We start from the raw sequence: 13600 nt of genomic DNA, 5'->3' as shown, positions 1-13600 counted from the left end.
CGCATTATGGTTCCATAACGCTTCCAGAACCCGCCTCAGAACGCATTATGGTTCCATAATGCGCTCCCGAGGCGCCCGAAATCGCATTATGGTTCCATAATGCGAACGTCTCGGAGGAGTTCTCGTGACGTTCCGTCATGCCCTCAACTGTTCGATCGTGCTCACCGACCTGCCCCTGCTCGACCGGCCGCGCGCGGCCGCCGACGCCGGGTTCGACGCCGTCGAGTTCTGGTGGCCCTTCCCCACTGCCGCGCCCCCGGACGCCGAGGTCGACCGCTTCGCGCGGGCGATCTCCGACGCCGGCGTGCAGCTCGTCGGACTCAACTTCGCGGCCGGTGACATGCCCGCCGGCGACCGCGGGCTCGTCTCCTGGCCCGGCCGCGAGCCGGAGTTCCGCGACTCCGTCGCCGTGGCCGTCGGGCTGGGCGAGCGGCTCGGCACCCGCATCTTCAACGCCCTGTACGGCAACCGGATCGACGGGCGGACCGGCCAGGACGAGCTCGCCGCCGAGAACCTCGCGCACGCCGCGAAGGAGGCCGAGGGGATCGGCGCGACCGTCGTCGTCGAGCCGTTGAGCGGCGCCGACCGCTACCCGATCCGCACCGCCGCACAGGCCGTCGCCGTCCTCGACCGGGTCGGTGCGCCCAACGTGGGCCTGCTCGCCGACCTCTACCACCTCGCGGTCAACGGCGAGGACCTCGACGCCGTGATCGCGCGGTACGGCGACCGCATCGCCCACGTCCAGCTCGCCGACGCCCCGGGCCGCCACGAGCCCGGCACCGGCGATCTGGACTTCGACCACCTGCTCGACGCCCTGCGGAAGGCCGGCTACTCCGGCCGCACCGCACTCGAATACGTGCCGACGCGACCCGACTTCGCGTGGCTGGAGGACTCCGCATGAGCACGCCGGAAAAGACCACACGGAACACCACGATCGCCTTCATCGGCCTCGGCATCATGGGCGGCCCGATGGCCGCGCACCTCGTGCGGGCCGGCCACGACGTCGTGGGCCACAACCTGTCCCGGCTCGCCGTCGACGTCCTGGTCGAGCGCGGCGGGCGCGCCGCCACCGACACCGCGGACGCGGTCCGCGAGGCCGACGTCGTGATCACCATGGTCCCGGACAGCCCGGACGTCGAGGCGCTGGTCTTCGGCGAGGACGGCATCCTCGCCCACGCCAAGCCCGGCACCCTGCACATCGACTGCTCCACCATCCGCCCGGACGTCGCCCGCCGGATCGCCGACGCCGAGCGCGAGCGCGGCATCCGCCCGGTCGACGCCCCGGTCAGCGGCGGCGAGCCCGCCGCGGTCGAGGGCATTCTGTCGATCATGGTCGGCGGGGAGCCCGACGACGTGGCGGCGGCCCGGCCGTTCCTCGACGTCGTCGGGAAGACCGTGGTCCACGTCGGACCCTCCGGCGCGGGCCAGACCGTGAAGGCGGCCAACCAGCTGATCGTCGCGGGCAACATCCAGCTCGTCGCCGAGGCGCTCGTGTTCCTCGAGGCGCACGGCGTGGACACCGAGTCCGCGCTCGCGGTGCTCGGCGGCGGCCTCGCCGGCAGCACGGTGCTCGACCGGAAGGGCACCACCATGCGCGCCCGCACCTTCGCCCCCGGCTTCCGGATCGACCTGCACCACAAGGACCTCGGCATCGTCACCGCCTCGGCGCGGGAGGCCGGCGTCGCGATCCCGCTGGGCGCGCACGTCGCCCAGCTCGTCGGGTCGCTGCGGGCGCAGGGGCACGGGGGGCTCGACCACAGCGCGCTGCTGCTGCAGGTCGAGGAGCTGTCCGGGCGGGGCCAGGCGGACGGGAGGGCGCGGTCATGACCCGGATGCGCGCCGTCGACGCCGCCGTCGCGATCCTGCGGGCGGAGGGCGTCACGCACCTGTTCGGCCTGCCCGGGGCGGCGATCAACCCGTTCTACGACGCCGTGCGCAAGGACGGCACGCTCACCCACGTCCTCGCCCGGCACGTCGAGGGCGCCTCGCACATGGCCGAGGGCTACACCCGCGCGAGGGCCGGCAACATCGGCGTCTGCGTGGGCACCTCCGGGCCGGCGGGCACCGACATGATCACGGGCCTGTACTCCGCGATGGCCGACTCCGTCCCGATCCTCGCGATCACCGGACAGGCGCCGGTCGCGAAGCTGCACAAGGAGGACTTCCAGGCGGTCGACATCGCGGCGATCGCCGCGCCCGTCACGAAGCTGGCGATGACCGTCCGGGAGCCCGCCCAGGTGCCCGGTGCCCTCGCGCAGGCCTTCCACCTCATGCGGTCCGGCCGGCCGGGGCCGGTGCTGCTGGACCTGCCGATCGACGTCCAGCAGGCGGAGATCGAGTTCGACCCGGACACCTACAGCCGGCTCCCGGTGCACCGGCCCGAGGCGACCCGCGCGCAGGCCGAGAAGGTCCTCGACCTGCTCGCGACGGCCGAGCGGCCGGTGATCGTGGCCGGCGGCGGCATCGTCAACGCCGACGCCTGCACCGAGCTCGTCGAGCTGGCCGAACTGCTCGACATCCCCGTCATCCCCACCTTGATGGGCTGGGGCGCGATCCCGGACGACCACCCGCTGATGGCCGGCATGGCCGGGCTGCAGACCTCGCACCGCTACGGCAACGCCACGCTGCTCGCCTCCGACCTGGTGCTGGGCATCGGGAACCGGTGGGCGAACCGGCACACCGGCGGGCTGGAGGTCTACCGGCGCGGGCGGCGGTTCGTGCACGTCGACGTCGAGCCCACCCAGATCGGGCGGGTGTTCGCCCCGGACTACGGGGTCGTGTCCGACGCCGGCGCGTTCCTCCGCCGGATGCTCGGCGCGGCGCGGGAGCGGGCGCTGCCGGACCGCGCCGCGTGGGTGCGGGAGTGCGTGGGGCGCAAGGGGACCCTCCAGCGCCGGACGCACTTCGACGACGTCCCGATCAAGCCGCACCGGGTGTACGAGGAGATGAACAAGGCGTTCGGCCCGGACACCCGGTACGTCAGCACGATCGGGCTGAGCCAGATCGCGGGCGCACAGTTCCTGCACGTCCAGCGGCCGCGGCACTGGATCAACTGCGGGCAGGCGGGGCCGCTCGGGTGGACCGTCCCGGCGGCGCTCGGGGTGCGGGTCGCGGACCCCGACGCGACCGTCGTCGCGCTCTCCGGCGACTACGACTTCCAGTTCATGATCGAGGAGCTGGCGGTCGGCGCGCAGTTCAGCCTGCCGTACGTGCACGTCGTCGTGAACAACTCCTACCTCGGGCTGATCCGGCAGGCGCAGCGCGGGTTCGACATGGACTACTGCGTGCAGCTCGGCTTCGACAACATCCACTCGCCGGAGCTGGACAAGTACGGCGTCGACCACGTCAAGGTCGCCGAGGGCCTGGGCTGCAACGCGATCCGCGTGACGGACCCGGCCGACCTCCCCGGCGCGTTCGCCCGCGCGCAGGAGCTGGCCCGGCTGCACCGGGTGCCGGTGGTCGTCGAGGTCGTGCTGGAGCGGGTCACGAACATCGCGATGGGGCAGGACATCGACGCGATCACCGAGTTCGAGGAGCTCGCCACCGCGCGCGAGCACGCCCCGACGGCGACCATCCCGCTCCCGTGAGCGGGTTCGTGCTGGTCGCGCCGGACAAGTTCAAGGGCACGCTCACGGCGGCGGAGGCCGCGGCCCACCTGGCCGCCGGCCTCCGCGCGGCCGGGCGCGAGGCCCGCGAGCTGCCGGTGGCCGACGGCGGCGAGGGCACCCTGGAGGCCGCCCTCGCCGCCGGGTTCGCCCGGGTGCCCGTGACGGTGTGCGGGCCGACCGGCAAGCCGGTGGAGTCCGCGGTCGCGGTGCGCGACGGCGTCGCGGTCGTCGAGCTGGCGGCGGCGTCGGGGCTCGCCCTGCTGCCGGACGGGCCGGACCCGCTGGGCGCGACCAGCCGCGGGACCGGCGAGCTCGTCGCCGCGGCGCTCGACGCGGGCGTCGACACGATCGTGCTCGGCGTCGGCGGTAGCGCGTGCACGGACGGCGGCGCGGGCCTGCTCGCCGCCCTCGGCGCCCGGATCCTCGACGCCGCGGGCGATCCGGTGCCCGACGGCGGGGCCGCGCTCACCCGCGCGGCGCGCCTGGACCTCACCTCGCTGGACCCCCGGCTGCGGTCGGTGGAGCTCGTGCTGGCCTGCGACGTCGACAACCCGCTCCTCGGCCCGGATGGCGCCGCCGCGGTCTACGGCCCGCAGAAGGGGGCGGGTCCGCGGGAGGTCGCCGCGCTGGAGGCGGGCCTCGCCCACTGGGGCCGGCTGGTCGGCAGCTCACCTGACGTCCCCGGCGCCGGGGCCGCGGGCGGGGTCGGGTTCGCCGCCCTGGCGGTGCTCGGTGCCCGACGGCGTCCGGGGATCGAGGTCGTGCTGGAGCTGGTGGGGTTCGCCGAGTACCTCGCCGGTGCCGCACTCGTCGTCACCGGGGAGGGGGCCCTGGACGCGCAGACGTTGCACGGCAAGGCCCCCGCCGGGGTCGCCGCGGCGGCGCGAGTGGCCGGGGTGCCCGTGGTCGCCGTATGTGGGCGGTGCGAGGTGTCGGCCGCGGAGCTCACCGCTGCCGGCATTCGCGAGGCGCACGCCCTCGCCGACCTCGACCCGGAACGGTGCCTCACCGAGGCGGGCGCGCTGCTGCGCCGGATCGGGGCCCGGCTCGCGTGAGATCCGGCCCGGACGGGGAACGCCCCGGACGGGAGGACCCCGTGCAGAAGATCAACGACAAGCTCTACAGCTGGGCCTCGATCCTCGAGCCGGCCACGCTCGCGCAGGCGGAGCGGACGGCCGCGATGCCGTTCGTGCAGCCGTACCTGGCCCTCATGCCCGACGCCCACCTCGGCGCGGGCGCGACCGTCGGCTCGGTCATCCCGACCGTCGGGGCGATCATGCCCGCCGCCGTGGGGGTGGACATCGGCTGCGGGATGATCGCCGTCCGTACCCAGTTCATTCGCGACGACCTGGGCGGCCGGGCCCTCGGTGACCTGCGGCGCTCGGTGGAGAAGCGGATCCCGCTCAGCGCCGGGCACTACAACCGCACGGTCGGCACCACCGCGGCCCCGCGCGTCGCGGCCCTGGCCGAGGAGGCCGGTGACCGGCTGCCCTTCTACGAGGGACTCACCCGGGTGGGCTGGGAGCTCCAGCTGGGCAGCCTCGGCAGCGGCAACCACTTCATCGAGCTCACCGCGGACGAGGACGGCACGCTCTGGCTCTTCCTGCACTCCGGCTCGCGCGGGATCGGCAACAAGATCGCGGGCCACCACATCCGGGTCGCGCAGGACCGGTGCCGCGAGCAGGGTGTCCGGCTGCCGGACCGGGACCTCGCCCACCTCGGCGAGGGCACCCCGGAGTTCGACGCGTACGTCCGCGACCTGGAGTGGGCGCAGCACTTCGCGCTGGCCAACCGCGAGGAGATGATGGACCGCTTCCTCGAGCTCCTCGGCCGGTTCCTCGGCGCGGAGGTCGAGGAGCGGGAGCGGATCAACTGCCACCACAACTTCACCGCCCGCGAGCACCACCTCGGGCAGGACGTCTGGTTGTCCCGCAAGGGCGCGATCCGCGCCGACGCGGGCCGCCCGGGCCTGATCCCCGGCTCGATGGGCACCGCGAGCTACGTCGTGACCGGCAAGGGCGACCCGGCGAGCTTCGCGAGCAGCCCGCACGGCGCCGGCCGCGCCTACGCCCGCCGGGCGGCCCGGCGGACGTTCACGCTCGAGGACATGGACAAGGCGATGGTCGGCATCGAGTACCGCCGGGACGCCGCGTTCCTCGACGAGATCCCCGCCGCGTACAAGGACATCGACGTGGTGATGGCCGACGCCGCCGACCTCGTCGAGGTCCGCCACACCCTGCGCCAGATCGTCAACGTCAAGGGTGACTGACCGGCGGACCGCCCCCCTCCGCGGCCCGCCGGCCGGTGCCGTCGTGCGACCACGCCTCGGGCCGGTCGCCGCGGGCGGCCGCCGCGTCGGCCCGGTGCGCCGCCTCGGCCGCGACCGCCGAGTCGATCAGCCCGCCCTCCGGCAGCACGAGCCGCACGCCCTGCCGGCCGAGAGCACGGCGCGCACCTTCGACAGCAGCGCCGTCACACGTCGCCGAGCCTGGCATCCCGGCGACGCGCTGTCAGCGGTCCGGATTGCCGCGCAGCCGGTGTGGGTACGTCGAGAACGGTTGAGGGACCAGCCGTTGCACCGGCGCGGCGCCGGTCCGGGAGGGCCCGCGTCGCCGAGACGACGGAGGGCGGACGGATGGCGCACCCGACGGAGACGCGCACCGCGACCGGGACCGCGCGGACCGGACCCCGCACGGTCGGTGTCGAGGAGGAGTTCCTGCTCGTCGACCCGGTGACCGGGCGGGCCCGCGCGGTCGCGACCAGCATCCTGCGGTCGGCCGGGCCCGAGGCCGACACCCTCTGCGCCGAGCTGCAACGCGAGCAGCTCGAGACCGGCACCGACCCCTGCCGCGACCTCGGCCACCTCGCGGACGAGATCCGCCGCACGCGCGCCGCCGCACAGTCGGCGGCCGAGGCGATCGGGGTCGGCGTGGTGCCGTTGGCCACCTATCCCCTCGACGTCGAGCCCACGACGTCACCGAACGAGCGGTACCGGCGGATGGTCGAGCGCTTCGGCCTCATCGGCCGTGAGCAGCTGACGTGCGGCTGCCACGTGCACGTGGGCGTCGCCGACGACGAGGAGGCGGTCGCCGCGCTCGACCGGGTCCGGCCGTGGCTGGCGCCGTTGCTGGCGCTGTCGGTGAACTCGCCCTTCTGGGCCGGCGCCGACACCGGCTACGCGGGCTACCGGGCGCAGGTCTGGGCGCGCTGGCCCTCCGCGGGCCCGTACGCCCCCTTCGGCTCGGCGGCCGGGTACCGGGCCCTCGCCGACACCATGCTCGGCACCGGCACCCTGCTCGACCCGGCCATGCTCTACTTCGACGCCCGGGTCTCGGCCCACCACCCCACGGTCGAGATCCGCGTGGCGGACGTCTGCCGCGAGCCCGACGACGCCGTGCTCGTCGCAGCGCTCACCCGGGCCCTCGTCGAGACCGCCGTCCGCGAGTGGCGTGCCGGGACCGCCCCCGATCCCGTCCGCACCGAGGTGCTCCGGCTCGCGTCCTGGCGGGCGGCGCGGTCCGGCGTCGCCGCGGACCTGGTCGATCCCCTGACGTGGAGACCGGCCCCGGCGCGGACCGTGCTCGACCGGCTCGTCGCCCACGTCCGGGGGGCCCTCGACGACGCGGGGGACCTCCCGCTCGTCTCCGACCTCCTCGACGCCGTCCTGCGCCGCGGCACGGGCGCCGACCGGCAGCGCGCGATCTTCCGCTCGACCGGCGACCTGCGGGCGGTCGTGCTCGACGCCCTGCCGGACGGGCCCCCCAGTGCGGCCGCGGGCTGACTACCGGTCGCCCGGTCCGGGGCAGTCCCGGAGGCGTTCCTCCAGGCGGTCCAGGTCCGGCTGCTCGCCGGGCACGCGCGGCCGGCCCGCCTCGGTGCGCAGCCGCCGGGCCAGCGCGACGAAGTGCCGGGCGCGCTCGTCCGTGCGGGCGGTGAGCGCCCGCCCCTCCACGACGTAGGCGACCGCCCGCGGGTCCCGCGTCGCGACGGCTGCGCGTTCGGCCTGGTCGAGCAGGGCCGCGGCCCGGGCGGGCGTCGAGACGCGGGCCAGTGCGGCGGCCGTCATCGCGATCCCCGCGACCGAGCCCGCGTACCGGTACCAGCCCAGGGCCTGCCGGTGCCCCCGCTCCGCCGCGGCCCGGTCGCCGGCCCGGGCGTCGGCGAGCGCGAGGGTGTTGCCCGCCCACGCCAGCAGCGACGGCGACGCGACCCGGCGGGCGAGAGCCGTCGCCTCGGCCAGTCGCTGCCTCCCGGCGGCGTGGTCGCCGAGCAGGTCGGTGACGCTGCCGAGGCGCACCGAGAGGTGGCACTGGGCGTGCGGCCAGCCGCCCTGCACGGCCAGGAGCAGCGCATCGCCGTAGCGGCGGACGGCCCCGGTGAGGTCGCCCGCCACCTCGTCGAGGTAGCCGAGCACCTCCAGGGCGCGCATCCGCCCGGCCGCGTCGGGCAACGATTCGAAGACCGCGAGGGCCGCCGCCGCCCGGGCCTGGGCCTCGTCGGGGCGCCCGGCCGCCAGCCGCACGCGGGCGTGCACCAGGTCGTCGAGCGCGGTGCCCCACGGGTCGTCGACCGCCTCCACCGCGGGCCGGGCGGCGTCGAGCAGGGCGGTGGCCCGGTCGGGCTCGCCGCGCTCGGCGTGCCGGTCGGCCAGGACGAGCACGGCGAGCCCGTCGACCGACAGCGCGGCTGCCGCCTCCTTCGGCGCGGCGCCGCCTGCCTGCAGCTCTTCGGTACCGCCGCGGACCGCGGCCTCGGCGGCGAGGACATGATCGCCGTCCTGCACGCGGTGGAACGAGACGGGACCGTGCCCGGGGAGCGGGCACCGGCCCTGAACTGACAGGCCTCTGAATTGACAGGGGCCGACCGCGGCGATCAACCTGTGCTCGGCTGATCGCCGCGGCCGGGCGCGTCGCCGGTCCCGGCCGGCAAGCATGGTGCCGACGACGCGGTGCGGGTCGAGGTGGTGGCCCGGTGGAGCCGTCCGGTCCGAGCGGTCGGACGGCCCACCGTCACCCCGGGATCAGGACGCGGCCGCGGCCTCCGGCGCGCCGGTCGCCGCCGGCTTCGCGACGAGCTTCCCGGCCAGCACGCTGCTCACGTACCCGAAGGCGCCGCCGACCAGGAACGAGATCAGCATGACCGTGAACGGGCCGGTCGGCAGCGCGAAGTCCGTGCCGGAGGCCCCGGTGAGCAGGCCGAACATCACGGTCGTGGCGAAGCCGAACACCGAGCCCGGCACGAACCCCAGCGCCGGCACCAGCGCGCCCAGGATGAACACGGCGGTGAGCCCGCCGACGATCACCCCGACCACGACCGGGCTCGTGGCGAGCCCGAGCAGGACCAGGGTCACCGTGCCGCACACGATGCCCCACACGTTGGCCGGCACCGACCTCGTCAGCGCGGCCCTGTCCCCACCGGCGGCGAAGTAGCTCGCCGCGCCGATGAACGTCGCCGGGACCATCAGTCCCAGCCCTCCCAGCGGACCCACGTACAGGTACGTGATCACCGCACCGATCACACCGATCACCAGAGCAAGGGCGACGGGCAGCCTCATACCGGAATCTCCTCGTAAAGCTCGACGAGCACGACGACACACCACCGGACGGCGGGCGACGGTCCGAACGGACGAGTGAAGAGTGATCGCGGGTCGGTGCCGCGGCAATGGAGCCGGTCGACGCGTGACCGCATGTTTTCCGGTGGCAACCGTCCGGAAATGTCCACACCGGATCGAGGGAGGCGGGCGGCCGGGCGCCGTAGCGCAGAGTTCTCCCGGTGGTTACCGGCGACTGTCAGCCGCGGACCTCGCGGAGGTCGCCCCGCTCGAGCAGCCACGTCACCCCGAACCCGGCGAGCAGCCCCCAGAAGGCGCCGCCGATGTTCAGCACGGTCATGTCGGAGACGGTCACGACGAACGTCACCAGCGCACCGAACGTGCACCGCGACCCGAACGCCGTGACGAACGCGGACTGCAGCACGCGCAGCATCGCGAGCCCGCCGAGGGTGGCCACGAAGGCGGGCGGCGCGGCCAGCACGAGCCGGGTGAACAGCGGCGCGAACAGGCCGAACACCATCGCGAGCAGGCCGCACGAGATTCCGGCGATGTACTGCCGGTGCCGCTCGCCGGAGGCGGTGAGCAGGGCGTTCGTGGGCCCGGTGAGGCAGGTCGACACCGCGCCGACGCCCGCGGTCAGCAGCGACCACGCGCCGCACGCGATCGTCACGACGTTGACCGGCGGCTCGTGCCCGGCCGTCCGCAGCACCGCCACGCCCTGCCCGTTCTGCACCACCAGCACCGTGATCGCGAGCGGCAGGACGAGCTCGACCATCGCCTGCCAGGACCACTGCGGCGCCACGAGGACCGGTGCGGCCAGCCAGCCCGCGGCGTCGCCGCGTGGGTGGAAGCGGCCGGACACCGCCACCGCGACGACGCCGACGACGAGCGCCCCGAGGATCGGCGGCACCTTCCGGCCCGCCGCGCCCCAGGCGCTGAGCAGCAGGAACACCGCGACCATCGGCGCGGCGACGAGGACGTCGCCGGTCACGGACTTCACCAGCCCGGTGCCGAAGCTCAGGAACACCCCGGCCACCATCGCCATCACGATAGGCATCGGCACGGCGGCCATTGCCCGCCGCACCCAGCCGGACAGCCCGAGCAGCAGCATCAGCAGCCCGGTCGCGAAGTAGGCACCCACCACCTGCGGGAAGCTCAGGTGCGCGAGCGCCGGCCCCACCAGCACGGTGCCGGGGATCGTCCAGAAGAACGCGAGCGGCTGCCGGTAGAGCCAGCACGCGAGCGCGGTGAGGATCCCGTTGAGGAAGAACACCCCAAACAGCCACGAGGCCAGCTCGCGCTCGGAGAGCCCGCCCTGCACGCCCACCGCGAGGATGACCGCGACGGGCCCGGTCGCGGCGAAGATCAGCCCGATCAGCCCGTTGGCCAGGTACTGCGCCCCCAGGTCCGCGCGCAGCCGGCGCGCCCCGGCGAGCGGGCGCGGCGGCCGCTCGACGCGGGCGGCTGCGGTCGGTGGGGCGTGGACATGGGGCGTGGTCACGGGGGCGCCTCCGTGCGGGTCGTACGGGTCGTGCTCCCCGGCGGGGCCGGCACCGCGACGGTACGTGGTCGGCCCCGCCGGAGCGGTCAGCAGTGGACGGACCTCAGCGAGCGGTACGCGGCCAGGCCCTCCGGGCCGAGCTCGCGGCCGATGCCGCTGTCCTCTCGGGTCGCACGGTGCTCAGCCCACCGCCGGGTCGGGCAGCACGTCGGGGTTCGCGGGCGCCGGGACCGGCGCCGCGGGCCGGGCCGTCTTCGGCACGACGACCGTGAGCAGCGCGCCGACGACGGCGAGCACGGTGAGCACGTAGAAGATCGAGTTCAGGGCCAGGCCCGAGGCGATCAGCAGGCCGCCGATCAACGGGCCGCCGATGCCGCCGAGCCGGCCGAACCCGGCGCACCAGGCGACGCCCGCGCCGCGCACGGAGGTGCGGTAGTAGGTGGCCACGAACCCGTAGATCAGGATCTGCGTACCGCTGGTGCCCAGCCCGACGACGGCGATGAATGCCAGCAGCAGACCCACCGGGAAGCTCACGGTCAGCAGCGCGATCGCCACGGCGCCGAGCAGGAAGGACCCGGCGACGACCGGCTTCGGGCCGACCCGGTCGGCGACCCGCGAGGCGATCACCGCGCCGACCACCGCGCCGCCGTTGAGCACGAGCAGGAACGCCAGCGAGCCCTTGGTGGAGTAGCCGGCGCGGCCCATGAGCTCGGGCAACCAGGTGTTGAGCGCGTAGACCAGGAGCAGCCCGACGGCGCTGAGCAGGCCCAGCAGGATCGTGGGCAGCAGGTAGGAGCGGCTGAGCAGGCCGGCGAAGCCCGCCCGCTCGCGCTCGGCGGGCGCGTCCGGCGTCGCGGCGGGCTTCTCGTCGAGCACCACGCCGGTCCGGTCGGCCACCGCGCGCGCCTCCTCGACCCGCCCGCGGGCGAGCAGCCAGGCGGGCGACTCCGGCATCGCGAACAGCGCCAGCGGCAGCAGGGTGACCAGCGGCAGCGCGCCGATCAGGAACATCCCGCGCCAGCCCACGGACTCGAGCAGCAGGATCGCCAGGAGCGCGGCGAGCAGGCTGCCGAGCGGCACGCCGGAGTAGGTGATGGCGTTGCAGAGGTTCTTGCGGCCCTTCGGCGCGAACTCGGCGACCAGGGCACCGGTGGTGGCGACCAGGGCGCCCACGCCGATGCCGGTGCCGAACCGGAGCAGGCCGAACAGGGTGGTCGTCGTGGTGACCGCGGTCAGGCCCATGCCGACGGAGAACCAGGCGTAGGCGGTGAGCATGACCTTGCGGCGGCCGATGATGTCGCCGACGGAGCCGGCCAGCAGCGCGCCGACCAGCACGCCGATCAGCGCGTAGCTGCCGAGCGCGCCGCCCGTCGCGGGCGTGACCGCGCCGATCTGGCTCGGGTCGCGCAGGAACTGCGGCAGCACCGTGCCGTAGACGACGAGGTCGTAGCCGTCGAAGACGAGGCCGACGGTCGCGAGCGCGACGATCCAGGTGACGGTCCTGCGGCGGAGCACGTCCCGGGGGACGTCCCGCTTCTCCCTGACCGAGGTCATTGTTGTCTCCCGAGGGGAAAAGGGCGTGCGGGGGCACCGGCGCCGGTCGACGCCGGTGTCGTACTGACGTGCAGGAGTGCAGGGCGCGAATGCGCAGGGCGCGAGGTGTGCAGGGCGCGAGGTGCGCGAGGTGCGCGGGGCGCGAGGTGCGCGGGGCGGCCGGGGGCCGGCGCCCGGGAGTCGTCACCGGGGGCCGGCCGCCGTCGAGCCGCGGACCGTGGTGGACGGTCAGCCGAGGTGGACGTCAGACGGGTGGCCGGCGAGCGGCGTGACCGTCATCGTCATGTAGGGGAAGAGCGGCAGGCCCCAGAGGATCTGGTGGAGCTGCTCGTTGTCCTCGACCTCGAAGATCGAGAGGTTGGCGTACTCCCCCACGCAACGCCAGATGTTCTTCCAGTGCCCGGACCGCTGCCACTCCTGCGAGTAGGCCTTCTCCCGGGCGAGGAGGTCGGCGCGTGCCGCCGGGTCCATGTCCGGCGGCAGCGCCACGTCCATGCGGACGGCGAAGAGCTGGCTCATGCCTGCGGGTCCAGGGCGAAGTCGTAGGTGACCTCGTTGCCCTCACCCGACGCGGCCGGGGTCGGACGCAGGATCAGCTCCGGCTTCACAGCCTGGGCCACGTCGTCGTCGACGTAGGCGCCGCCGTCGAAGTACAGCTGGGTGGTGACGAGCTGCTTGCCCGGGGCCGACACCTTGAGGTGCAGGTGGGCCGGGCGCCACGGGTGCCAGCCGGCGGCCTCGATGAGCTTGCCACAGGAGCCGTCGGTCGGGATCTGGTACGGCGCGGGCTGGATGGTGTGGAAGGCGAAGTGCCCGTCGGCGCCGGTGCGGATCTGCCCGCGCAGGTTCCACTCCGGGATACCCGGGGCGAACTGCGAGTAGTAGCCGGCGTCGTCGGCGTGCCAGAGCTCGACCAGCGCGCCGTCGATCGCCGCCCCGTCGAGGTCGGTCACCGTGCCCTGGAACAGCAGCGGGGTGCCCGCCTCGTCCTCGCGCATCGGCAGCGTGGCCTCGCTCGCGGACTCCGGCGCACCGGGGATGTAGTACGGGCCCTCGATGGTGCCCACGGCGCCCTTGCGGTCGGCGTTGGCGACCTCCTCGACGACGTGCTCGACCCAGACGTCGAGGAACAGCGGCCACTCGCCGTTCTCGCCGACGCTGATCAGCCACGCCTTCAGGGCGTCGTACTCGGCGTAGGTCACCTGGTGCTTGCGGACGACCTCGTGCAGCGCGGCGATGGCGTCGGTCGCGATCGCCGACACGCGGGCGTGGTCGACCGGCCCGGAGGCGCGCTCCTTGGCGGCGAACGTGGCGGTGGCGTTGCGCCCCGATCCGGCGGCGGTGGGGTTGGGCTCGGTGGTGGTCATGGGTGTGTCTCCTGACGCG

The 13600-nt window shown here is 74.6% G+C and carries 13 protein-coding genes; 6 read left to right on the top strand and 7 right to left on the bottom strand.

Features of this window, described 5'->3' with window-relative positions; translation table 11 throughout:
- Positions 1–124 precede the first annotated feature (124 nt).
- From PKE99_RS17275 to PKE99_RS17255, 5 genes are read left to right on the top strand one after another with little or no spacing between them, the layout of a single operon-like run.
- Entirely contained in the window at positions 125–901 is a 777-nt protein-coding gene (locus tag PKE99_RS17275; RefSeq protein ID WP_037045607.1) for a hydroxypyruvate isomerase family protein, read from the top strand.
- Positions 898–1827 carry a 2-hydroxy-3-oxopropionate reductase gene (locus PKE99_RS17270; RefSeq protein ID WP_037045605.1) on the top strand — a complete coding sequence of 310 codons (930 nt, stop codon included), beginning with the start codon at positions 898–900 and terminating at the stop codon, positions 1825–1827. Before PKE99_RS17275 ends, PKE99_RS17270 begins: the two co-directional genes overlap by 4 nt.
- Complete coding sequence (gene gcl, locus PKE99_RS17265; protein ID WP_037045603.1) at positions 1824–3587, top strand: glyoxylate carboligase; 1764 nt, start codon at positions 1824–1826, stop codon at positions 3585–3587. The genes PKE99_RS17270 and gcl overlap by 4 nt, the downstream gene beginning before the upstream one ends.
- Positions 3584–4663: a glycerate kinase gene (locus PKE99_RS17260; RefSeq protein WP_197040615.1), complete on the top strand. Its 1080-nt coding sequence runs from the start codon at positions 3584–3586 to the stop codon at positions 4661–4663. The genes gcl and PKE99_RS17260 overlap by 4 nt, the downstream gene beginning before the upstream one ends.
- 41 nt (positions 4664–4704) lie before the next feature.
- Positions 4705–5877 carry an RtcB family protein gene (locus PKE99_RS17255; protein WP_037045602.1) on the top strand — a complete coding sequence of 391 codons (1173 nt, stop codon included), beginning with the start codon at positions 4705–4707 and terminating at the stop codon, positions 5875–5877.
- Here the strand turns inward: PKE99_RS17255 and PKE99_RS17250 are convergent.
- Positions 5864–6034: a hypothetical protein gene (locus PKE99_RS17250; protein ID WP_156067576.1), complete on the bottom strand. Its 171-nt coding sequence runs from the start codon at positions 6032–6034 to the stop codon at positions 5864–5866. The genes PKE99_RS17255 and PKE99_RS17250 overlap by 14 nt on opposite strands.
- Positions 6035–6243: 209 nt before the next feature.
- On the opposite strand from PKE99_RS17250, the gene PKE99_RS17245 reads away from it, so the two are divergent.
- The gene (locus tag PKE99_RS17245; protein WP_051737404.1) at positions 6244–7389 is read left to right on the top strand and encodes a carboxylate-amine ligase; all 1146 of its coding nucleotides are present in this window, start codon (positions 6244–6246) and stop codon (positions 7387–7389) included.
- Here the strand turns inward: PKE99_RS17245 and PKE99_RS17240 are convergent, their stop codons facing one another.
- From PKE99_RS17240 to catA, 6 genes are all read right to left on the bottom strand, one after another.
- On the bottom strand, positions 7390–8391 hold the full coding sequence (locus tag PKE99_RS17240) for a hypothetical protein (RefSeq protein ID WP_156067574.1): 1002 nt from the start codon (positions 8389–8391) through the stop codon (positions 7390–7392).
- Between the two features lie 237 nt (positions 8392–8628).
- Complete coding sequence (locus tag PKE99_RS17235) at positions 8629–9162, bottom strand: DUF1097 domain-containing protein (RefSeq protein ID WP_037045596.1); 534 nt, start codon at positions 9160–9162, stop codon at positions 8629–8631.
- Positions 9163–9397: 235 nt separating this feature from the next.
- Positions 9398–10660, bottom strand: a complete 1263-nt coding sequence (locus PKE99_RS17230) for a benzoate/H(+) symporter BenE family transporter (protein ID WP_037045594.1) — start codon at positions 10658–10660, stop codon at positions 9398–9400.
- A gap of 180 nt (positions 10661–10840) precedes the next feature.
- Complete coding sequence (locus PKE99_RS17225) at positions 10841–12214, bottom strand: MFS transporter (RefSeq protein WP_037045592.1); 1374 nt, start codon at positions 12212–12214, stop codon at positions 10841–10843.
- Positions 12215–12442: 228 nt separating this feature from the next.
- The gene (catC, locus tag PKE99_RS17220; RefSeq protein ID WP_197040614.1) at positions 12443–12733 is read right to left on the bottom strand and encodes a muconolactone Delta-isomerase; all 291 of its coding nucleotides are present in this window, start codon (positions 12731–12733) and stop codon (positions 12443–12445) included.
- On the bottom strand, positions 12730–13581 hold the full coding sequence (gene catA / locus PKE99_RS17215) for a catechol 1,2-dioxygenase (RefSeq protein ID WP_037045590.1): 852 nt from the start codon (positions 13579–13581) through the stop codon (positions 12730–12732). Before catA ends, catC begins: the two co-directional genes overlap by 4 nt.
- Between the last annotated feature and the right edge of the window lie 19 nt (positions 13582–13600).

The organism is Pseudonocardia halophobica (genome assembly GCF_027922425.1).
GTDB classification, from domain to species: domain Bacteria; phylum Actinomycetota; class Actinomycetes; order Mycobacteriales; family Pseudonocardiaceae; genus Pseudonocardia; species Pseudonocardia halophobica.
The sequence above is the reverse complement of the archived record's forward strand: the minus strand, read 5'-3'. Positions and strand labels throughout refer to the sequence as shown.

Coding starts and splice junctions, on each gene's coding strand:
- PKE99_RS17270 (WP_037045605.1), top strand. CDS start 898: ATGAGCACGCCGGAAAAGACCACACGGAACACCACGATCGCCTTCATC.
- gcl (WP_037045603.1), top strand. CDS start 1,824: ATGACCCGGATGCGCGCCGTCGACGCCGCCGTCGCGATCCTGCGGGCG.
- PKE99_RS17245 (WP_051737404.1), top strand. CDS start 6,244: ATGGCGCACCCGACGGAGACGCGCACCGCGACCGGGACCGCGCGGACC.
- PKE99_RS17235 (WP_037045596.1), bottom strand. CDS start 9,162: ATGAGGCTGCCCGTCGCCCTTGCTCTGGTGATCGGTGTGATCGGTGCG.
- PKE99_RS17225 (WP_037045592.1), bottom strand. CDS start 12,214: ATGACCTCGGTCAGGGAGAAGCGGGACGTCCCCCGGGACGTGCTCCGC.
- catC (WP_197040614.1), bottom strand. CDS start 12,733: ATGAGCCAGCTCTTCGCCGTCCGCATGGACGTGGCGCTGCCGCCGGAC.
- catA (WP_037045590.1), bottom strand. CDS start 13,581: ATGACCACCACCGAGCCCAACCCCACCGCCGCCGGATCGGGGCGCAAC.